22 protein-coding genes are annotated in these 21,396 nt (G+C 40.1%); 13 read left to right on the plus strand and 9 right to left on the minus strand.

Translation table 11 applies throughout. The annotated features are described in order from the left end of the window. The first annotated feature begins 2 nt into the window (after positions 1-2). From hetF to H6G73_RS02870, 11 genes are all read left to right on the plus strand, one after another. On the plus strand, positions 3-2,438 hold the full coding sequence (gene hetF, locus H6G73_RS02820) for a cell division protein HetF (protein ID WP_190601426.1): 2,436 nt from the start codon (positions 3-5) through the stop codon (positions 2,436-2,438). 227 nt (positions 2,439-2,665) lie between these two features. Continuing rightward, positions 2,666-3,004, plus strand: a complete 339-nt coding sequence (locus H6G73_RS02825; RefSeq protein ID WP_190601427.1) for a P-II family nitrogen regulator — start codon at positions 2,666-2,668, stop codon at positions 3,002-3,004. Positions 3,005-3,821: 817 nt separating this feature from the next. Beyond that, a complete protein-coding gene (locus H6G73_RS02830) occupies positions 3,822-4,382 on the plus strand; it encodes an SRPBCC family protein (protein ID WP_190601428.1) in 561 nt (186 codons plus the stop codon). A 129-nt stretch (positions 4,383-4,511) separates the two neighbouring features. Next, positions 4,512-5,921 (plus strand): aspartate ammonia-lyase, encoded by a 1,410-nt coding sequence (locus tag H6G73_RS02835; RefSeq protein WP_190601429.1) that lies wholly within the window; start codon positions 4,512-4,514, stop codon positions 5,919-5,921. A 27-nt stretch (positions 5,922-5,948) separates the two neighbouring features. Then, the gene (locus H6G73_RS02840) at positions 5,949-6,920 is read left to right on the plus strand and encodes a DUF362 domain-containing protein (RefSeq protein ID WP_190601430.1); all 972 of its coding nucleotides are present in this window, start codon (positions 5,949-5,951) and stop codon (positions 6,918-6,920) included. A 1,062-nt stretch (positions 6,921-7,982) separates the two neighbouring features. Beyond that, entirely contained in the window at positions 7,983-8,171 is a 189-nt protein-coding gene (locus H6G73_RS02845) for a hypothetical protein (RefSeq protein ID WP_190601431.1), read from the plus strand. 551 nt (positions 8,172-8,722) lie between these two features. Further along, complete coding sequence (locus H6G73_RS02850) at positions 8,723-9,235, plus strand: inorganic diphosphatase (RefSeq protein WP_190601432.1); 513 nt, start codon at positions 8,723-8,725, stop codon at positions 9,233-9,235. A gap of 173 nt (positions 9,236-9,408) precedes the next feature. Beyond that, positions 9,409-9,792 (plus strand): aspartate 1-decarboxylase, encoded by a 384-nt coding sequence (gene panD, locus H6G73_RS02855; protein WP_190601433.1) that lies wholly within the window; start codon positions 9,409-9,411, stop codon positions 9,790-9,792. A gap of 11 nt (positions 9,793-9,803) precedes the next feature. Then, positions 9,804-10,706, plus strand: a complete 903-nt coding sequence (locus tag H6G73_RS02860) for an MBL fold metallo-hydrolase (protein WP_190601434.1) — start codon at positions 9,804-9,806, stop codon at positions 10,704-10,706. 194 nt (positions 10,707-10,900) lie between these two features. Further along, positions 10,901-12,532, plus strand: coding sequence for a sensor histidine kinase (locus H6G73_RS02865; RefSeq protein WP_190601435.1), 1,632 nt, complete (start codon positions 10,901-10,903; stop codon positions 12,530-12,532). 58 nt (positions 12,533-12,590) lie between these two features. Next, complete coding sequence (locus tag H6G73_RS02870) at positions 12,591-13,439, plus strand: DUF928 domain-containing protein (RefSeq protein ID WP_190601436.1); 849 nt, start codon at positions 12,591-12,593, stop codon at positions 13,437-13,439. On the opposite strand, the gene H6G73_RS02875 is transcribed toward H6G73_RS02870, so the two are convergent. From H6G73_RS02875 to H6G73_RS02905, 7 genes are all read right to left on the minus strand, one after another. Beyond that, positions 13,440-13,736, minus strand: coding sequence for a hypothetical protein (locus tag H6G73_RS02875; RefSeq protein ID WP_190601437.1), 297 nt, complete (start codon positions 13,734-13,736; stop codon positions 13,440-13,442). A 210-nt stretch (positions 13,737-13,946) separates the two neighbouring features. Beyond that, complete coding sequence (locus H6G73_RS02880) at positions 13,947-14,429, minus strand: hypothetical protein (protein WP_190601438.1); 483 nt, start codon at positions 14,427-14,429, stop codon at positions 13,947-13,949. 429 nt (positions 14,430-14,858) lie between these two features. Continuing rightward, positions 14,859-15,938, minus strand: coding sequence for a class I fructose-bisphosphate aldolase (locus H6G73_RS02885; protein ID WP_190601439.1), 1,080 nt, complete (start codon positions 15,936-15,938; stop codon positions 14,859-14,861). A 615-nt stretch (positions 15,939-16,553) separates the two neighbouring features. Further along, positions 16,554-16,757, minus strand: coding sequence for a hypothetical protein (locus tag H6G73_RS02890; RefSeq protein ID WP_190601440.1), 204 nt, complete (start codon positions 16,755-16,757; stop codon positions 16,554-16,556). A gap of 81 nt (positions 16,758-16,838) precedes the next feature. Continuing rightward, positions 16,839-17,084: a hypothetical protein gene (locus tag H6G73_RS02895; RefSeq protein ID WP_190601441.1), complete on the minus strand. Its 246-nt coding sequence runs from the start codon at positions 17,082-17,084 to the stop codon at positions 16,839-16,841. A 684-nt stretch (positions 17,085-17,768) separates the two neighbouring features. Further along, positions 17,769-18,149: a hypothetical protein gene (locus H6G73_RS02900; RefSeq protein WP_190601442.1), complete on the minus strand. Its 381-nt coding sequence runs from the start codon at positions 18,147-18,149 to the stop codon at positions 17,769-17,771. Positions 18,150-18,330: 181 nt separating this feature from the next. Beyond that, on the minus strand, positions 18,331-19,395 hold the full coding sequence (locus H6G73_RS02905) for an aromatic ring-hydroxylating dioxygenase subunit alpha (RefSeq protein ID WP_190601443.1): 1,065 nt from the start codon (positions 19,393-19,395) through the stop codon (positions 18,331-18,333). A 127-nt stretch (positions 19,396-19,522) separates the two neighbouring features. Between H6G73_RS02905 and H6G73_RS02910 the strand changes: the two genes are divergently transcribed. Together H6G73_RS02910 and H6G73_RS02915 are read left to right on the plus strand one after the other, a co-directional pair. Continuing rightward, entirely contained in the window at positions 19,523-20,002 is a 480-nt protein-coding gene (locus H6G73_RS02910) for a YbjN domain-containing protein (protein WP_190601444.1), read from the plus strand. Between the two features lie 75 nt (positions 20,003-20,077). Continuing rightward, positions 20,078-20,755, plus strand: coding sequence for a lipoate--protein ligase family protein (locus H6G73_RS02915; RefSeq protein WP_190601566.1), 678 nt, complete (start codon positions 20,078-20,080; stop codon positions 20,753-20,755). Between the two features lie 137 nt (positions 20,756-20,892). Here H6G73_RS02915 and H6G73_RS24700 read toward each other — a convergent pair whose 3' ends face one another. Together H6G73_RS24700 and H6G73_RS24705 are read right to left on the minus strand one after the other, a co-directional pair. Next, positions 20,893-21,018, minus strand: coding sequence for a hypothetical protein (locus H6G73_RS24700; RefSeq protein ID WP_277925167.1), 126 nt, complete (start codon positions 21,016-21,018; stop codon positions 20,893-20,895). A gap of 84 nt (positions 21,019-21,102) precedes the next feature. Next, positions 21,103-21,231: a hypothetical protein gene (locus H6G73_RS24705; RefSeq protein ID WP_256443761.1), complete on the minus strand. Its 129-nt coding sequence runs from the start codon at positions 21,229-21,231 to the stop codon at positions 21,103-21,105. Positions 21,232-21,396: the final 165 nt, after the last annotated feature.

Consider the following 21,396-nt stretch of genomic DNA (forward strand, 5'->3'; position numbering starts at 1 on the left):
TTATGGTACTCCCACAGGAATTTCATATTTCCGTAACCCTGGTAGGACAAAATGACTACTTGGTGCGGACGGAACAAGTCGCACCTGGGGTGCCATTGGCAGAGGAATTGGTAACTTGGCCTGTGGCTGAGTGGTTAGCGACGGCAGGAAATTTAATCAATGACCCATTGCAATCAGTATTGCAGGGAGACATGTTTGCCATTAACTCAGTCAATTTGGTCGCGTTAGGTCAGCAATTATATAACGCCCTATTTCAAGGGACTCTCAGGGATAGTTGGATTACCGCCCAAGGAATTGCTCAAAATCAACAACAGGTACTGCGGTTGCGGCTAGGGCTAAAGGATACTCGTTTAGCTAGTTTACCTTGGGAAGTGATGCACGCAGGAGATCGCCCCCTCGCTACCGGTCCCTATATCGCTTTCTCTCGCTATCAAAGTGGAATACCAGCAGCTTCTCTACCCACCCATAAAACCCCAACTTCCCAGGACACAAAAGGGGTCAAGGTCTTGATGGTGATTTCTGCACCCACTGATCAAGTCCGACTAGATTTACTTAAACAAGAAGCTATTAACCTGCAAGCAGAATTGCATCGACAACCCTCTAGATTAGGGACAGACAACCAGTATGTACCGGAAATCGAATTGACAGTTCTTGACCAACCAGGGCGGGAAGAACTCACCCAAGCCTTAGAACAGGGAAGATATCATATTCTCCATTACTCTGGCCATAGCAATGTGGGGGCCAATGGAGGGGAAATTTATCTAGTTAGTCGCAAAACTGGTCTGACAGAAATCCTGAGTGGCGACGATTTGGCAGGGTTGTTAGTCAATAACAATATCCAGATGGCAGTGTTTAATTCCTGCTTAGGGGCTTATAGTGCTAAATCTGATGGGGCTGGAGATACAGCGGAAAGGAACCTGACAGAAAGTTTGGTCAAACGAGGTATTAGAAGTGTCTTGGCCATGTCAGAAAGAATTCCTGATGAAGTAGCACTGACATTAACACAACTGTTTTACCGGAACCTAAACCAAGGGTATTCATTAGATTTGTGTGTGAGTAGAGTCAGACAGGGGTTAATTTCTGCCTATGGTTCTCACCAAATGTACTGGGCATTACCAGTATTGTACTTGCAAAGGGAGTTTGACGGCTTTTTGACCGCCCAAGGAAGTGGATCTGGTCATGGTGAGTTACTGAATGAATATCAGATACCTGTAGTATCAACAACCAATTCCTTCTATTCTCCTTTGGTTGATGACATCGAGATGACGGCTAGTTTTGATAGCGACCCTTTGGGGTTAGATTGGGTGGGTGAAGATGCTTGGGATGATTTAGGCAATGACATCGAATATGATGAATCCAGTTATGACGAAGATTCTGCTATTGTTTCCGATTTATTACGCCAATTAAATCACCCCTCAGAGGTCACTGACAGCACCTTGACGGCAGAGTTATTACAGCCCCAGGATGATGAGGAGGATATGCAGGTGATGAAGGTGGAAGAGGCTTTAAGTTTGTGGGGTGAAACTCCCGCTTCCGCAGCACCTACGGTTTTAGATTTAGAAACGCCACCTCTTACTTCTTCCTTGCCGCCATCAAACCGTCCCAAAAGACCGAAAAAAAGACCTATATGGAAAATTATCGGTGTTGTGGGTAGTAGTGCGATCGCCCTAACTTTAGTTATTAGTTGGTGGCAATATCGAAATTCGGGAATCATCGCCGATATTCCTACCATTCCCACAGAAAATTTAGCCCAACAGAACCATAAACCCATCAATTTACAAACATCCCCAACGGGAATGGTAACAGCATCTGCCACAGCACTGTTGAGTCAAGGCAATTTACAAGCAGGACTAGAAGCCGTAGATGCGCTACTCAGTCGTGGCGCTTTAGCCGATGCAGAAACAGCCTTAGATTTAATTCCTCCACGATTACGTCAAGATGCGGAAGTCAACTTTTTGCGGGGCCGTTTGGCTTGGCAATTAGTCCAGAAAGGAGAAGAAAAATATAGTATTGATGATGCCCGTCGTTACTGGGAAGTGGCAGTACGAGACCGACCAGATTCGGTTGTGTATAACAATGCTTTGGGTTTTGCTTATTATGCGGAAGGAAACTTAAATCGGGCGAATGATGCCTGGTTCAAAGCCTTGAATTTAGCCCTCAACTCCCAGCAAAATACTAGTTCTAGTACAGCCAGCCAAATTGAAATTCCCTCGGAAGCATTAACTGCCTATGCTGGATTAGCCTTGGGTTTGTATAAATCAGCTAATAATCAAGATAGTAGCAAGCAACAACAATATATTAATGAAGCGATTAAGCTCAGACAAATGGTGATTCAGAAAGAGCCAGTAAATTTTACCGTAGACAAATTATCTCATAATTGGCTGTGGACTGAACAGGCGATCGCTGATTGGCGTTCTTTATTACAAACAAATCAATAGAAATTCTTCAACTATTGGCAATCAAATTTTCTGCACCTCAACCACGACAAAATCAATTGACCTCAACGGTATCGACCAATATCTTCCCTTCCCAGTGTATCCTATTCAACTGAAAGGTTCCTTCTAGCTGTATAACTCTCTATTAAGTAGTGCTGTAGTTACAGCGTTAGACAACGAATCTGGTTAGATAGATAAACGACGCTATTAAAAGTCAGGAATCAAAATCAATGAAAAAAGTAGAAGCCATTATCCGTCCATTTAAGCTAGATGAAGTGAAGATTGCCTTGGTAAATGCTGGTATTGTCGGTATGACTGTTTCCGAGGTGCGGGGTTTTGGTCGCCAAAAAGGTCAAACTGAACGGTATCGTGGTTCAGAATATACAGTGGAGTTTCTACAAAAACTGAAAGTAGAAATTGTGGTTGAAGATGCTCAAGTTGATATGGTAGTAGACAAGATTATTGCTGCTGCTAGAACAGGTGAAATTGGTGATGGTAAAATTTTCATCTCTCCTGTTGAACAAGTTGTCCGTATTCGTACTGGCGAAAAAAACACAGAAGCAGTGTAAATCCTACAGCAGGTAACAGGCAAGAAGAAACAGAAAAATGGAAAATCTCTTGGTACATAGATTTGTTCTTAAATTTCTTGCCTCATTTACCTAAAATTTGCTGTCGGGTCTATCTGCTATTATCTGATTTGGCGTTGCTGAACGGTAATTGTGGGAAATCAGCAGCGCCTTTATAGATACAGCAGGTGACACTATCGCTAATGCTGCACGAACGGTTTAGCGATCAGACTCCACGGTTATCAAGTTTCAACTACGCTTAACTACCGCGTAGTTGATATACAGTGCATCCCAGGGTACAGGAGACAGTGTCAACAGACTTTGGGTATCTAAGTTTTAGTTAATGTCCCAACTGCCTTGTCCACAGCTATCAATGATCAGTTGAGTAATTTTCATAATTGCACAATTGCAAATTTACCTATATATCTGCTGTTTCTCATTAAACTCAATTATTGATCAAAAACTGGCGACTTGATAGACTATTGTTGATTTTCATCGCGGTACAAGCTTTTTGAATACTGAATTTTTAAGTTTGACCATATGTTGAGGTTGATACGGCAAAAATAGCAATTATTACTTATAGTCATTCTCCATAATTTATGAGAGGATATGTTGCTAATTATCTAAATAACCGATACAACAAATTTTTAAATTAAATTTGATTAATATACATTAATTTACAATCATTATTGTCCGAAAAATTAACCTCTGCAACTGTAATTAATATCTATGCTCATGGGAAAAATAATTGTAGGAGTCTAATAGTTGTTACTATGACAGCCTAGTCCAGGAGACTAATTGAGGAGTAACTAAAATTATTATGTCTAATTTTTATTCAGGCTCAACTATGCACGGTGGGGATATGGTTGGGAGTCAAAACAAACAGCAGTTGCTCGTACAGGGAGAAGTTTTAGTAGAAACGCGATCGCATAATACCTGGGGTGGTGCAGTCACAGCTTGGATATATTTACCCCTAGTTCGCTCCCATGTATGGCAAAAACTTACAGATTACCCTCGATGGGTACAGTATTTTCCCGATGTCACCAAAAGTGAAATTATATCCAAGGGAGATGGGAAATATCTGTATCAAGTAGGTCAAAAAGCCTTTTTATTTTTTACTGCTCAAGTAGAAATTTACCTCAACGTTGTCGAAGTGCTAGGACAGCAAATCCAATTCCGCTTCTTAAAAGGCTCTTTTGAAGACTTTAACGCCCATTTAGAGTTAAAAGACATGGGAAATGGGACTTTGATCACCTATAAAGTTCAAGCTACACCGAATATTCCTATCCCCTCAATTTTTATTCAACAATCTATGAATCACGAGTTACCAGCTAACCTCCGCAAAATGCGACAGGTGCTTTGTAACGAATCGGGTTCATAAAAGAAGAAGACAGGAGTTCAGGAGTATGCCTACGGCACGCTGCGCGAACAGAAGTTCTAAACTGAAAATTTCGGCTTTTGGTCTATCTGCATGGGATGATCTGTATTTTGAGATTATCCTTCCCAGATTATGACCAACAATACAGATTTTCGCATTGAACGAGACTCGATGGGTGATCGCTCTATTCCTAGTAACGTTTATTACGGTATTCAAACCCTAAGAGCCATTGAAAACTTCGCCATCAGTGGATTAAAGCCATTACCTACTTACGTAAATGCTTGTTTATATATTAAAAAAGCTACAGCTATTGTCAATGGTGAATTAGGCTGTATTCCCCAAGATATCAGTCAGGCTATTATCCAAGCGACCGATGAAATCTTGGCAGGAAATTTACGGGATCAGTTTGTGGTGGATGTCTATCAAGCAGGTGCAGGAACTTCCCACCACATGAACGTCAACGAAGTTCTAGCCAACCGGGCCCTAGAAATTCTCGGTGATGAAAAAGGCAACTATAAACGAGTCAGTCCTAACGACCATGTAAACTATGGACAGTCCACCAATGATGTAATTCCTACAGCCATTCGCATCGGTGGTTTATTAGCCTTGACCAACACTCTCCATCCAGCTTTAGAAGCAGCTATTTTAGCCCTGGAAGCCAAAGCCAACGAATTTCAAGATATCGTCAAATCTGGTAGAACTCACCTCCAGGACGCTGTACCTGTGCGCTTAGGTGAAAATTTCCGGGCCTGGGCTTACATCCTCACCGAACATCAAAACCGTATTTATACCGCCTCCGGGGATTTGATGGTGCTGGGTTTAGGTGGAAGTGCAGCGGGAACTGGTTTAAATACCCATCCTCAATATCGTGGCCGTGTAGTGGAGGTACTTTCCGAATTACTCAACATTCCTCTGGAACCTACACCCCATCTCATGGCTGCCATGCAAAGTATGGCCCCTTTTGTCAATGTTTCCGGTGCTATTCGTAACTTAGCTCAAGATTTAGTGAAAATATCCCATGACCTACGGTTGATGGACTCTGGCCCCAAAACTGGATTTAAAGAAATTCAATTACCACCTGTTCAGCCTGGTTCGTCCATAATGCCAGGGAAATATAACCCAGTCATGGCAGAGATGACATCAATGGTTTGTTTTCAAGTCATGGGTTACGACAATGCGATCGCCCTAGCTGCCCAAGCTGGACAATTAGAATTAAATGTGATGATGCCCCTCATTGCCTACGACCTCATTCACAGCATCGAAATCCTGGGTAATACCATTTCCTCCCTGACCCAACGCTGTATCCAAGGCATTACTGCTAACCAAGAACGGTGTGTAGCCTATGCGGAAGGTAGTTTAGCCCTAGTCACTGCCCTCAATACCCATATTGGTTATCTCAATGCTGCCGCTGTGGCGAAAGAATCTTTAGAAACCGGCAAATCATTGCGACAGATAGTTTTAGAAAAAGGGTTAATGACCGAGGCAGACTTAGCCACTGTGTTAGATTTAGAACAAATGAGCGCTATTCTGCCCCTAAGTTAGTTATTAGCAATAATTGCCATTTTTTCTATGCAGACGCAAAAACCTTCCGTTAGTCTGATTCGGGCTACATCCTACGCACAAGATGCTTTAAGAGAATCTCTGACAACGCTGCTGGAACCTTTAGGAGGAATGGCAGCTTTCGTGAAACCAGGCGATCGCGTCCTGCTGAAACCCAACCTACTCACAGGTTCTCGCCCTACTAAAGAATGTACTACCCGCCCTGAATTAGTAGCAGTGGTGGCGGAAATGGTGATAGCAGTTGGTGGTAAACCATTTTTAGGCGATAGTCCCGCTTTTGGTAGTGCTAAAGGAGTAGCAACTGCTAACGGTTATCTCCCCATAGCTGAAAAACTCAATTTACCCATAGTTGAATTCCACGGACAACGTTATCAAACAGTCAACGATAACTTTAACCATCTGCTACTGTGCAAAGAAGCAATGGAAGCAGATGTAGTGATCAATCTTCCCAAAGTTAAATCTCACATGCAACTGACCTTAACCTTGGGTGTAAAAAACCTGTTTGGTTGCGTCCCCGGCAAAATGAAAGCATGGTGGCACATGGAAGCAGGTAAAGATGCTAGTCGCTTTGGGGAAATGTTAGTAGAAACCGCTAGGGCTATTAATCCTAATCTCACCATCTTAGATGGCATCATCGGTCATGAGGGCAACGGCCCCAGTGGTGGTGAACCTCGTCATTTAGGGGTTTTAGCTGCATCAGCAGATGTATTTGCTTTAGACCGGGCTATGTTGGAAATTCTCCAAGTGTCACCCCAGCAAGTTCCCACCGTGGCTGCATCTCAAAGACTGGGCATTTGTCCAGAAATTAAGAACATTGATTTTCCTTTGTTGTCACCAGATTTATTGCAAATAGCAGATTGGCAACTACCAGATAAACTTATGCCCATAGATTTTGCCCTCCCCCGCGTCATTAAATCCACATTTAGACATCTCTACATCAGATTTATTAAAGAACCAATGCGGGCCTATGGCAAAGGATAAATAGGTTTTTTAACCTTTTGTTAATTACAGGATAATCGGCATTTAATCAAATGCCAATTTAGTTACAGCGACTTTGATATTCACCAAGTAAGCTGTAAATACCCTCCGATTGCTTAACCAGACCGCCCTAATTTAGCGGCGGTTTTTTTCATGGGTTAAATATTAAATATTTTGCCATGTTGATACTCAAAGAGAAAATAATCTGGTAAAAATCATCTTCTTACTAGACATAGACCTCTTAAATGATTCCTGCAAAAAATCCCTACAGAAAAAAGAGCCAATAGACATAATTTTTTCCCATCCAATCACTCAAATCACAACATTAATTTGTCATCAAGGAATAAAATCATAGAATTTTTGTTAGATAGGATACATTTTTTTGAGTCGATAAATGTGTGTTAAAAACATTATTGTTATCCTTTCCTGTCCAAAATCTACCTATGTGCAGATTGACAATAATTAAGCAAAAATACTCAGGTGAAAACTAGAGGGCAAAAGATCGATTTTTTACCTATAAGACAGAACTATCGCCCATATATCTCCTAGATTCTACTGTGAAACATATTAGAGAACAAAAAAATCTGCGGAATTGGTTATGCTGACGCTGTATCTTCTTTTAAGCCATGAACCTTACCTAAATTTCCTCAGTGGTTTTAAATTTTTTAATTTACCGGAGAACAGTGAGAGATGAACATAAACAGGCTTGAGGCAAGAATATGAGAATGTTATAATTCTTAACAATTAATAAAAGATAGTTATTTTCACAATTTTCATGGTCTATAAAAAGTGATAATTAATGCTTGCTCCCATAAATATCTCGCCAATCGTCCTGAAATAAATACGGTGATCATCGGCAAAAATAAATTCAAAAAACCAGGATTATATGTTTATGAAGACCTTTGTCACCAAAATATCATGTATCACCACCGATTATGCCAGTTGTGAAACTGGAGTAGATTTTTTCCTGATACATGACTGACCAACAAAAAAATCGCTAAAATAGTATTGAGACTCTTTTTGAGAGAGTCAAACGATAAGTGCTCTGACCAATAAAAATTTTGTATGAATTCAAATAGCCAGTCTGCCAATTCTCCCGATACATATTCCCATCGTTGGGCAGACATTGTGGGAACAGCGATCGCTCTCTTAACCCTGACTTTACCTGTATTTATCATTGCTCACTATTCATCACAAAATGCTCAGGAAAATCCGTCATCCCTCAGTTATCACCTATCTAAAAGCCAAGTTTGAATCAATCCACCGTTGAAGTTTAACTCAATTTCCTTTCACTACTATCTCCAGGGTAGTCCTCAATGGGTGAACTACCCAAAAACTTAGTAGGCTAATCTCACGCACAAGACATAAAAAAGCAAATTTTGATATTTCCAGCGTTGCAGAAAAGTGTCAGCAACGCTTTTTTAATTGATGCTAGTAATAACAAAGAGAATGCTAGGATAAGTTTAAAGATTAAATAATTTAATTTTTTGTTTATATTCAATCTGCTGCTCCCATTTGGGTTAAGGCTGAGAGACTTTGGCTAGTCCATCTCCAAACTGACCGGGGTTTTGGATATCCAGACCACCTTATGTGTTACCAATCAGGATGAGCAGATGATTCTGCTCCTAAAACCCGAATTTTGCTAGGGAAGGGACATTTTGGGTGTAGCACTAACCAAATTTGCAACCTCCCATCTGGGCAAATTCTCTCGTAAACATGGGCAGAGATACCTAATTGCCCTAAAATGCTACACGGGGAGCAAATAGTGTGCTACCTAAGTTAACTTTTAGCGGAGGAGTTTTGTTGTGGATTTATCCCTTATTCCTGCCCAACCTAAACCGGGTTTGATCAACGTCCTGATTGAAATTCCTGGCGGGAGTAAAAATAAATACGAATTTGATAAGGATTTACAGGCATTTGCTCTCGACCGAGTTCTGTATTCTTCGGTGAAATATCCCTATGACTACGGTTTTATCCCCAATACTTTAGCTGATGATGGCGATCCATTAGATGGTATGGTAATAATGGATGAGCCAACATTCCCTGGTTGTGTCATTGCCGCAAGACCGATAGGTTTTCTGGAAATGATCGATGGTGGCGATCGCGATGAAAAAATTCTTTGTGTTCCCGACAAAGATCCTCGCTACGTTAATGTAAAATCCTTAAAAGACGTAGCTCCACACCGCTTAGATGAAATTGCCGAATTTTTCCGTAGTTACAAAAACTTGGAAAAGAAAGTTACGGAAATACTTGGCTGGCAAGATGTGGACAGAGTCCTGCCCTTAGTAGAAAAGTCAGTTAAAGCTGCTAAAGGTTAAAAAACTAGGTAGGTAATTGGGTAATGGGTTATGAATAGGAGTGTATTTATATTCCTAATCACCCATCACCAACTGTAAAATTACTACCATGGTCAGCCAGGGCAAAAAAACGCCCTCAAATTAGCTGACAAAACTTTCACCATTCTCGCTAGTAGAGAAAAACTGAGACTCAAATGCAGCGCACTCTCCTGTTGGCAAAAATTCATAATTGTACACTCACGTCCACAAATATTAACTATGTGGGCAGTATCAGCATTGATGAAATTCTGCTAGAAAAAGCTGGTATCTTACCATATGAGCAGGTGCAAGTAGTGAATAGTGCTAATGGTGAGCGTTTTATCACTTATGCTATCCCAGCCCCACCTAACTCAGGTGTGATTGAATTGAATGGAGCAGCAGCACGTCTAGGCATGAAAGGCGATCGCCTGATTATAATGACTTACGGGCAGTTGAATCTAGAAGAGATAAAACATTACTCGCCCACAGTTGTAATTGTGGACGAAAACAACCATTGTTTGGAAGTGCGAAGCTATGATGACCTGCTCAGTAAGCTCTGATTTCAAAGAACATGTCAAATTTTGAGCTGTCTGATTCCCAAAGCTACCTCCCTCAAGAGTCATCTCCTATGCCTAGTATCCTTGGTGAGGATTTCACAGTGAAATTTTGGGGTGTACGTGGTCTGATTCCAACCCCCACCAGCAACACCAGGCGCTATGGTGGCAACACTGCTTGTGTCGAGATGTATGTAGCCGGACAAAGCTTGATTTTTGACGGGGGTACTGGCTTACGCATTTTAGGGAAAAATTGGCAAGAGCTACATAAAAATTTAGAAGCGCATTTATTTTTTACTAACTCCCAGTCCAATCGTATTCAGGGGTTTCCATTTTTCGCCCCAGCATTTATGGCTGAGAACTGCTTCCATATCTACGGCAATGCAGCATCTAATGGGGCTTCTATTAAACAGTGTCTATGTGACCAAATGCTTCAGCCGCATTTTCCTTACCCCCTACAGGTGATGCAGTCAGATTTACAGTTTTATAATTTGACACCAGGGAAGGAAATAGAATTAAAAGATGTGACAGTGCAAACTGCCTTAATTAATAAAGCTCAACGTTCTATTGGGTATCGTATCAACTGGAATAAATACAGTGTTGCTTACGTTACTGACTTGCATCAAACTATCGATGCAGAAGATAAAGAAAGGATTTTACACATCATTAAAGATGTGGATCTATTAATTGCCAATGCTACCTACACTCCACCCACAGCCAATAATCATGAATGTGCAGAATTTTTGTGGGAAATACCTGTGCAGTTATCCCATACCGCTAATGTGAAAAGATTGGTGATATCCCATCATCACCCCGACGACCATGATGAATTTTTAGATCATATCCAAGAGCAAGTTAAATCTGCTTTTCACAATACTATCCTGGCCTCAGAAGGAATGACTCTAGCAGTAAACAAGTAATCAAAACATCTTTTATAGTAACTATAATCTCCTACTTTGTAGGACAGGTAGTGTACAGTTTAAACATTGTCCAACAATAAATGTTTTTGCGCTTGTCAATACAACCAAAGTATAATTTTTAAAGATAAGAGTTTTCACTCAGGCTTTGGTGCTGTGGCGCAATGTTTCTAAAAACTAACTTCTATCCAACCAGTATGAATCGCTGGTTCAAAAGGGTTACTTGTAAACTGGCATTAAGTCCTGCTCAGGTTATAAATGCAACAGTCTTGTTAACCTTAATGCTATTTGTGCCTCAAGCATGGACAGCCTGGCAGGCATCCCGCAACTTCAACAGTATTATTGATAATGAAGTCCGGCTAAAAACTTTAAGTAGTAATATTACTTACCTTGATGAAGTCTTAACAATGTCAGCCAGGATGAATGCTGCTACAGGTAATTCATTTTGGGAACTAAGATATAAACTGTTTGAACCTCAATTAGATGCAGCCATTAAGGAATCTATTCAACTTGCACCCCAAGCTTATACTGGCGAAGATGCGAAAAAAACAGATGCAGCTAATCAGCGCCTAGTAGAAATGGAGTATAAATCTTTTCAGTTAGTAACTAAAGGTGATAAAAAAGCGGCACAAGCACTACTATCTAGTCGAGAATATGAACTAGAAAAGAAAAAATATGCTGCTGGTGTGGCAGAAAGAAATCAAGTTATTGCCTTACAAATCAATAAAAAAATTACAGAGTATCGTCATCAATTATGGTGGTCAATTTTTGTATCTATTACTAGTGTGATGATGTTAATACCAGCATGGTTTGCTGTTTTGAGAATACTAGAAAAATATTTACAAGAAAGGAAAAAAGCTCAAACTGCATTAGAAAAGATTAATCAATCCTTAGAAGTGCGGATTGAAGAAAGGACTCAAGAACTAAAAAATAAAAACAATCAACTGCAACAAACTCTAGATGAACTACAAGCCACACAATTACAACTGATCCAAACAGAAAAAATGTCATCCTTGGGGCAAATGCTGGCTGGCATTGCCCATGAAATTAACAATCCAGTTAATTTTATATATGGAAATCTGACTTATGCTCAAGAATATGCTCAAGATTTATTAAAATTAGTATCTCTTTATCAAGAAAACTATCCTCATCCTGCCGATGTAATTCAAGCAGAAATTGATGCCATAGAACTAGATTTTTTATATCAAGATTTTACACAACTTCTCCAATCAATGGTGGTAGGAACAGAAAGAATTCAGACCATCGTTAACTCCCTACGCAATTTTTCACGTATAGATAGTTCCTTCACCACAGCCGTTGATATACATGAAGGAATTGATAGTACATTAATGATTTTATATCACCGATTAAAACCTACAGATAAACGCCCAGAAATTAAGGTGATTAAAGAATATGGGGCATTGCCTTTAGTGGAATGTTATCCTAGTCAGCTAAATCAAGTATTTATGAATCTTTTGGCTAATGCAATTGATGCCTTAGAAGAACGTCACGCGGCTTTAGCAAATCAAAATCAACAGTATGACGGTAGTTATATTCGCATTACTACAGAGTTGTCAGATGAAAATTTTGTCAAAATTATGATTAGTGATAACGCTAGTGGTATTCCTGAAGAAATTGCCTCTAAGCTGTTTGATCCTTTCTTTACGACTAAGCCTGTAGGTAAAGGAACAGGGCTAGGATTATCTATTACATATCAAATCATCGTGGAAAAACATCATGGTCGTTTGTCTTTTCAATCGACACCAGAACAAGGCACAGAATTTAGCATCGAAATTCCCGTAACTCAAACAGCTGAAAATATGAATTAAGTATTGATACGGAATATACTGACGGGAAGATGAATTTTAATAAAGTCAGCAGTCAAACATGACTTTTATGAAATTGCAGCAGTGGCTACAGTCCTTATTGAGACTGACTGTCCAACTTTCTCCGGCATTGTTAGGGTTCTTTATCTTACCTTCACAATCATTGGCACAACTGTCACCAATGACAATTAGTCTCAAATTTCCCCAACCTGTGGACAGAGGTGCACCAGAGAGAACAGTTGGAGGAGGTGCAAGATTTACTCCTGGCCGGCCACCTGAGCAAATCTCTCCAGAACCTGAGTCTGCTCCCGACACACTATTACGTCCTCCATCACCAATCAATAGAACTGGAGTCAGTTCCTGTTCCAATGTTGAACCTGGGAAACTACCACTGACTGCTTTAATGCCAACCAGGGAAAATGTAGGAAAAACAGTTGTCGATAACCCAACCCTGTATTGGTATGTACCACCAACAACGGCAGAGTCTGGAGAGTTGGTAGTTATGGATGAGGCAAACAAGATTATTTACAAACGTAGTTTTCTACTACCTAAGAGTGGGGGAATTATCAAACTGACTATACCTGCTAATGCTGGTCTGAAATTAGGTCAAACTTATCGATGGTATTTCAACTTAGTTTGTAATTCTGAAGATAGGGCTGAGGATGAGCTTACTAATGGGTTAATTGAGTTCACTCATTTAGGGAATGTTTTAGAAAATCATCTTGAACAAGCATCGTTAATCAAACGGGCAGAAATTTATGCGAAAAATTACATTTGGTATGATGCCCTTGATAGTATTGCTCGGATTCGGGGTGAAAAAGCCCAGGAATGGGAGGAATTATTAACATCTGTAGGTTTAGGTGCGATCGCTAAAGAACCGATTCTAGACCCCTTAGCACCGCAACGGTGATTATTCCCAAGTTGACACATCCCGCAACATCTCAGGAATTTCCCCTTGGGATAAGGGAAATTCTAATATAGTTTCGCGATCGCCTAAATAGCCAGATTCCGCAAAGGATAACAACATCCGCACTAGTGCTATCCATACTTCTGACTCGTATTCCCAATCTTGATAGCGTCTAGCGCGGCCAGCAATAGAACGCAGGGCCCAAAAGTAGGAATTCCTGACTACAGAACCACCTTTTTTAAATTCTGGTAAATCCTCATGGTGAATAAATAGGACTTTATTTTCGATTCTCGCTCTCATAAGAAGGGAACAGGGGACAGGGAACAGGTGACAGAAGAGGGGTAAACAGAAAATTTAAAAAGAAAATTTCTGGACAGGACAAATTACAGCAGTTATACCCTTTTTAGGGAAAAAACCACAACAAAATAACCCCCATGACTATAGATAGAGGGTTATCTTGTGTGTATCTGGATTTACACCAAATATTCAATTAACAAGTCAAAAATAAAATTAGTTTCTATCTCCTCGTGCCGCTTTATTTCGAGCTAGTTCTTGTTCAATTTCACTACGTTCATAATCTTTAGCACCAAATGCTCTAGGAATTTGGTCATTACCTAATTCTTCTCCTGCACGTTTCAACATATTCACAGGATTTTTTTGTCTGACTCCAGTTCCCAAGTCTTTAGGAATTACCTCTCCTGCCCGTTTCCCACTTTCGATATAATCATCACCGCTGGATGGTGTGAGATAATTTTTTTCTTTTCTGCGGTCTTGCTTTGAATAGTAGGGTAAGAAATTTTCGGTTCTATTTCTGGGGTGAATTTTTGTTGAATAGTAAGGTTTGCTTGTGTCTAAATGGTGGGTTTTCTCAACATAATAACCGGCAGCTTGCACAGCAGCCATAGGCATACTCAATACACAAACTAAACAGGTCAACATGATGATGGCTGTTTGGTGACAAAATCTCTGCCATATAAATTTTATTTTTAACATCAGCAAAATTCCTTGGCTAGCTTTTATTCAAATGCCTGAATATTAGTAAAAAGGCATCAGTCTAGCGTCTTCCCCAAGGTTGGTTATGGCAGAGATAAATAGCTGATGGGATTAATACCAACTGACTTAGTTACCTCTATAATTGCAAGCAGATAAAGATTAACAATCAATGGACATCTGGTGGTAATTACCGCAAATTTCATTTAAGTGAAGTACAACTATAGCGGGCAAGATGCCCGCACCACAAGAGTTAGATTGTTCATGTTTGCACCTCATATACTTACAATATTCTGTAAATATGCGTGGTTTGAAACCCTTATAGAGAAGTTTCATCGGAACGTCTCTAAATTCATTTCACCAGAGGTCTAATACATTTATGGCTGATGTGCAGATTCACAGAAAATTGGTATCAGTTGAGTTTTTACCTAATCAAGCGATTGTAATCATTGACGATAAATAAACATCTTGAATTGCATGAAATAACTTTACCCCTTCAGCAAATGGACGTTGAAAAGTTTTTCTGCCAGAAATTAAACCTGTACCACCAGCACGTTTATTAATTACCGCAGTGCGGATAGCTTCAGCAAAATCATTTTTACCAGATGCCCCACCAGAATTAATTAATCCTATTCTGCCAGAGTAACAATTGAGGACTTGATAACGAGTTAAATCTATAGGATGATTAGTAGTTAAGTCTGTGTAGATGCGCTCATTGGTTTTGCCGTAACTGTGACCTGTAGCTTGAGCGATCGCACGATAACCACCATTACATTCTGGTAGCTTTTGTTTGATGATATCAGCTTCAATGGTGACACCCAGGTGATTAGCCTGTCCAGTTAAGTCCGCAGCGAGATGATAATCTTGGTCTTGTTTGAAGGTGTCGTTGCGAAGATAGCACCACAAAATCGTCACTAAACCCAATTCATGGGCATATTTAAAAGCTTGACTCACTTCTTGAATTTGTCTAGTAGACTGTTCTGAGCCAAAATAAATTGTCGCACCTACTGCAACTGCACCTAAATTCCAAGCTTGTTCAACATCAGCAAACATCACTTGGTCATATTGGTTGGGGTAAGTTAACAACTCGTTATGGTTGATTTTGACAATAAAGGGGATTTTATGGGCATACTTGCGGGAAACACTGCCTAAAACACCTAAAGTGGTCGCGACAGCATTACAACCCCCTTCAATTGCTAGCTTAACTATGTTGTCTGGGTCAAAGTAGATGGGGTTAGGGGCAAAGGATGCACCAGCGGAATGTTCCACCCCTTGGTCTACAGGCAGAATGGAGAGATAACCAGTGTTAGCTAAAGACCCACTAGAGTAAATATGCTGGAGATTGCGTAATACTTGAGGAGAGCGATCGCTATTTAACCATACTCTATCTATAAAATCAGGCCCTGGTAAATGTAATAAATCAGCCCCAACCTTAGCTTTGTAAGTCAGTAAATCTTCTGCTTCTTTTCCCAGCAAAGACTCAATATAACTAGATTCTGCAACAGATGCCATATATTTATTTTCACCTGGTTGTATTGGGAAAGTGAGAATTGTATAGCAGGTGACAGGTAACAGGTGACAGGTGACAGTGCTAAAAGCCTTTGGGTATCTTAGTTTTAGCTGTAGTTAATGTCCTAACTACCTTGTCTACGGCTATAACTTGACGAGAATTGCCAGTGTCCATGTTTAAAACTATTACTATTTAGGGCTGTGCATGGACACTTTCGCCTACTATCTCTTGATAGATATCAATCAATACCGCAAAAATTCAGGTGGTTGTATCTGTTGGTTTAAAATACTGTTTTATTTAGGTATTTTAAGTAAAAATTTAGAAAAACAGGACTTACACACGATATCTCTGAAACTCTCTTTCCTTCGTTTCCTTCGTTTCTTCGTGGTTTATTCTTTCGTAACTTGTGCGTAATTCCTACAAAAATCTCATCTATTTGCCACCGATGCGAAAAAAAAGATTTAACTAATTATCGGAAAATAATTTAAGAAAACAGATAAAGATGATCAAAGATTAATATAAAAAATACCTTAAAAATACCCCGATACTAAAGAAATATCGGGGTATCAATTTCACCAAAAATTAATCAAGACTTTGGTATAAACTTACACAGAGTTTCAAGACTGTTCATTTTCTTCTTCTTGTTTGGACTTCCCACAATAGTAGCAATTATTTCCAAACAATGTGTCAAAATCGCCACTCAGTATTGTGTTTTCGCTGTCACTAGACTCTGCAAAACAATCATCACATACAGGTACGGTAGGATAGTTATCACTCGATAAATCAGACAATAAATCTCCTAGAACAACACAAGTTTTCATTTTTTTATTTTTAATCCTATAGATGGGGTTGTTAATATAATGAACTTTTGATACTCAATTGCTGATTGATGCCAAAATAGCTTAAACGGCAGGTTTTTCAGCGTTAATGAGGGAGTCAATAACCATCCGAGCATCTCTGATCAGTTCTCTTTGACGATCTAGTGGATAATTCATATCTGTCAAACCACTTATATAATAATCCTTGATAGTTTGACCATTAGCGTTTATAAGTTCGTATGTTAGACGCAAGTTACTGCCAATCATTTCTTTGTATATTTCGATTCTTACATTTCTGTAATTATCCGTAGCAAAATGGATTTTCATCATATACTTACTGCTCGTTATGCGATTTTTACTTTCTCTACTTTAGATAACACGTAATCTATCTGTGTACGGTTATCTGCATTTTTCTACTCCTAATTGCCGTACTATCTATCCCAATACCCAAGTTCATCAGCAGTATTTAAAATCTCAATTGACTAGACATCTTGCAAAAGTCCTTCTTTGCGTTCTCTTCTCTGCGCCTCCGCGCCTCTGCGTGAAAAAAATATTTATGCAAGATGCCTACTGACCAACCACGATATATTGTTAATTACGTGCAGATAGAAGTCTGCAAAGCCTTTGCCCACCCCCTACCACACCCATACCCGAAAATTCCTATCTGCATTACCAGCTTACGGAAACTCAACGTAAAAGTAGATGCACAAGACTTGGCAATTTGGCAGACAAATTTTTTTCGTTCCAGGTTTAATAAATATATCAACAGGAGACATGGGACAGTTAAGAAGCAGTCAGAGGGATGGAATGATCCCATATCTCAGGCAAACCACCCCATAGCCAGTTGTAATGGAGGGCTGTCAAATATCCCAAAAGGCAGCACTCTCATAACAGGGAGAACAATTTCATAACCAACAGCATCAACTTAGTTGTGAACTAAACTCCATCTATGGGAATAATTTAGCAAACACTAACAGGGAAAAATCTGAACATTAACTTGGCAGTAAATGATGTTCAATTCCCTAACATTTGCGAAATTACAGCATCTGCTTGTAATCTTTTGTAAGTTAACCGAATCTGATTAGCCGCATCTAACCAACCGCACACATAACAAGCAATGCTTAAGGCATCCAACAGCATTAAGGTAGTAACCCCTTCCTTAGATAAAGAGATAACAAAGGAAGTTACACCACTAGCACTGGTGTCCATGGGCATTGTGGCTAATAAAAATCGAAAACAATCTACAGAGACAATCATGCCATCTAATTCATGATTGGCCGTGGCTAGATGTACTATCCCCGCCATAATTTGATTGGGGGTAACTTGCTCTTTCATCAGCGAGATGAATAGAGATGCCAGATAGGCAGGGGTTTGATTGTCAAGTTTCATATTCATAAATATTTTATAATTCGGTGTAACAATAAACGCAGAATTTTTAGCTGATCCGGATAAAACAAGAGAAATTTTTGGACTTGTTGGGTAGGGGAACAGGTGACAGGTGACAGGTGATAGGTGACAGGTGACAGGTGATAGGTGATAGGTGACAGTAATTCTCTTTTTTGGGTTTCCTGATGCTTTATCTATTTGCTGCTTCTTGACTCCGCATCAGTTTCTGCACGCTCATGAGTGCGCGATTTAACTCGTAATTACGAACTTCAGGATTTTGCAAATATGCCTGTTGTTCCTCTTCTATCATTTTCACATCTTGAATAACTAAGCCATCTAGTAGTTTTTGTGCTGCACCAAATAAGCTATCTTTGACGAAACGCCGAAACCATATTGGTAATTTGTGCAGTCGCCAAAAGGCGTTGAGTGAGGTGAAGTGAATTAAATAGGCTTTGGTTTGGGTTTCGTTGATGGGACATAATAGACAGTAAATTTTAAAGTCTTTTCCCAAGGAAGATACCCAATGAGGGTAAACATAACTTACATCCAATGGTTCAGGGTGTAACCGTCGTAAAGCTGGAAAGAATAGTTGGGATATAGACCAGATTTTATCGATTTTATAATAGCTTTGGGCTGAATAATGAGCGTCAACACGGTGACTGTCTTCTTCTATATCTTGTAATGAAGCTTCTGCCCATGCTTGTAAATCTTGATGTAAATGTCCGTGATACATATCCATCAGATTTTCGATTAAATAGGAATAATGGGCCTGACAATTAATGGTGGAGACGGTAGCAATATAATTGAGGTGATCCCATTCTGGTAAAGACAAAGGTGCGATGGTCGGTTCACCATCACCAGGAAATAACCAAATAAAACCGTCTTGTTCTTGGACAGGATAGCGACGAATTTTACAACTGGGTAATTTTTGATTAGCGGCTAGATAAGGAACTGTGGAGCATTCACCATGGTTGTTAAAACGCCAACCGTGATAGGTACATTCTAATTCATTATCAATCACTTGGCCATGACTGAGTTTAACTTGACGGTGAGGACAACGGTCTTCTAAAGCGTGAACTTTTCCTGTACTATCTCGATAAAGAGCGATCGCTTGTTTCCAAATCGTCACTCCTAAAGGTTTATTTGTCACTTCATTACTCTGTGCCACTACATACCAGTGATTGGGATTAATACCCAATTGCCGGACATCACGACTTTGTACAACTGGATAAATTGAGGAAATAGATTCAGGCATCTGCGGTGGAGAAAATTTAAACAATACATACAAATAAATTACAATACTTCCTTTCTCACACTTCTTTGGCATCAGCGATACACTATGTTTAGATTCACGTAATACCTATATTGAGGCAAAAATCTGTATGACTAGCTACCAAGAAACCTTAACTACTAACCCATTGGGAGATGAATTGAGTATAGAAACTGCCAGTATTAACCATGTAGAAATCATTGAAAATGTAATCAGCACCCTTGACCAAGAAAACAGTGCCATGGTCAGTCATGGGACTGGGGGTGGTTCTCTGTGGAAATTTAAATATGGCAGTGTGGAAGTGTTTGTCCAGCTGACGGGAACCAGCGATGAAGATACTATTACCATTTGGTCAGCCGTGCTGAAATTGCCTGCTAAGGATGAAACAAGGTTAATGCGTTATTTATTGGAGTTGAACTGTTCCAGCACCTTTGAAGCGAGATTTGGCATCATTGAAAATCAAGTAGTGGTGATTTCCACACGCACTTTAGCAGAGTTGTCTCCTGGTGAAGTTTCCCGACTAATTACCATCGTCGCTACCATAGCAGATAATAATGATGAGGCTTTACAAGCTGAGTTTGGTGTAGCCTAGAGAATTTGAGATTTTTCATTCTTGAAACAGGTTTGGCGATTAATTCCTTTACTCACAGCTGCTGGAAATGTACACATGGCAGTTGATAAATGGTTATTAGAACAGCACCAGTCAGGAAAACATCCTCCTTGTTTGCGGTTTTATACTTGGTGGCCAGCAGCCATTTCCCTTGGTTATCATCAACGCCAATACCCGGAATTTTGGCGAAATTTAACTTGGCAAGGTCAAAAACTGGATTTAGTTCAGCGTCCTACAGGTGGTCGGGCTGTTTTACACCAAGGTGACTTAACCTATGCTGTCATTACCTCTGGACTAACAGGAACTCGACTACAAGCATATGCAAAAATATGTGAGTTTTTAATTCAAGGCTGGCGATCGCTTGGTGTAGAGTTGGATTATGGTACAGCCGGGCGGGGTTATATCCACAACCCTAATTGTTTTGGTACAGCCACAGGTGCAGATTTAGTGACCGCAGACGGTTGTAAACTCATTGGTAGCGCCCAACTGCGACGGGGTGAAGCAATTCTTCAACATGGGTCTATGCGACTACAGCCAGATGCAGATTTGTTTCGGCAAGTATTTAACACTGAATCTTTTCACCCAGTCCAGTTACCCCAAAATCTCAACCAGGAAATCATCATTAATGCTTTAATTGCTGCTGCCTGTGAATGTTTTGATATCCAACTAAAGTTGCAACCTCTGACTGAAGGAGAATGGCAAGCAATTATGACAGGAATTTCTGAGTCCGACTAAATATCACCCAAAATTGGAAAAGCGCCTGGGAGTGTTGCCGTGTTTCCACCCCAAGCGCCTTTCTTAAACTTGCTCCTCACACACGAGACGATATTAACACCGTTTTTTCTAAAAGAAAAGTATTTTAGCTAACATTTTTACAAAAAGACATAAATCTCTTGAACTTCTGTTCGTGCACCGTGGCGCAGAAAGAAGAAGACAGAAGTTACAGAAGTTGCAGGAGTTACAGAATAATTAATGTGATTGCTGCTGAATTCTTGCATTTTTAAACTCCTATTCTCCCAGTGTGCCTTAGGAATACTCCTGTTCGCGTAGCGTGCCGGAGGCATACTTCTGTACGGGCGGGTTTACCAAAATTCTCGTTCATAGTTGATGATATCTGTAAACCCGCCCCTACTGACTCCTGTTCGCGTAGCGTGCCGTAGGCATACTTCTGCAACTCCTGAACTTCTGTTCGCGCAGCGTGCCGAAGGCATACTCCTGACTCCTGAACTTCTGACTTCTGAACTCCTGACTCCTGAACTTCTGAACTTCTGAACTCCTGACTCCTGAACTTCTGAACTTCTGAACTCCTGACTTCTGAACTTCTGAACTTCTGAACTCCTGACTCCTGAACTTCTGAACTTCTGAACTCCTGACTT

The sequence above is a fragment of the Richelia sinica FACHB-800 genome, from assembly GCF_014698825.1.
Lineage (GTDB): Bacteria > Cyanobacteriota > Cyanobacteriia > Cyanobacteriales > Nostocaceae > FACHB-800.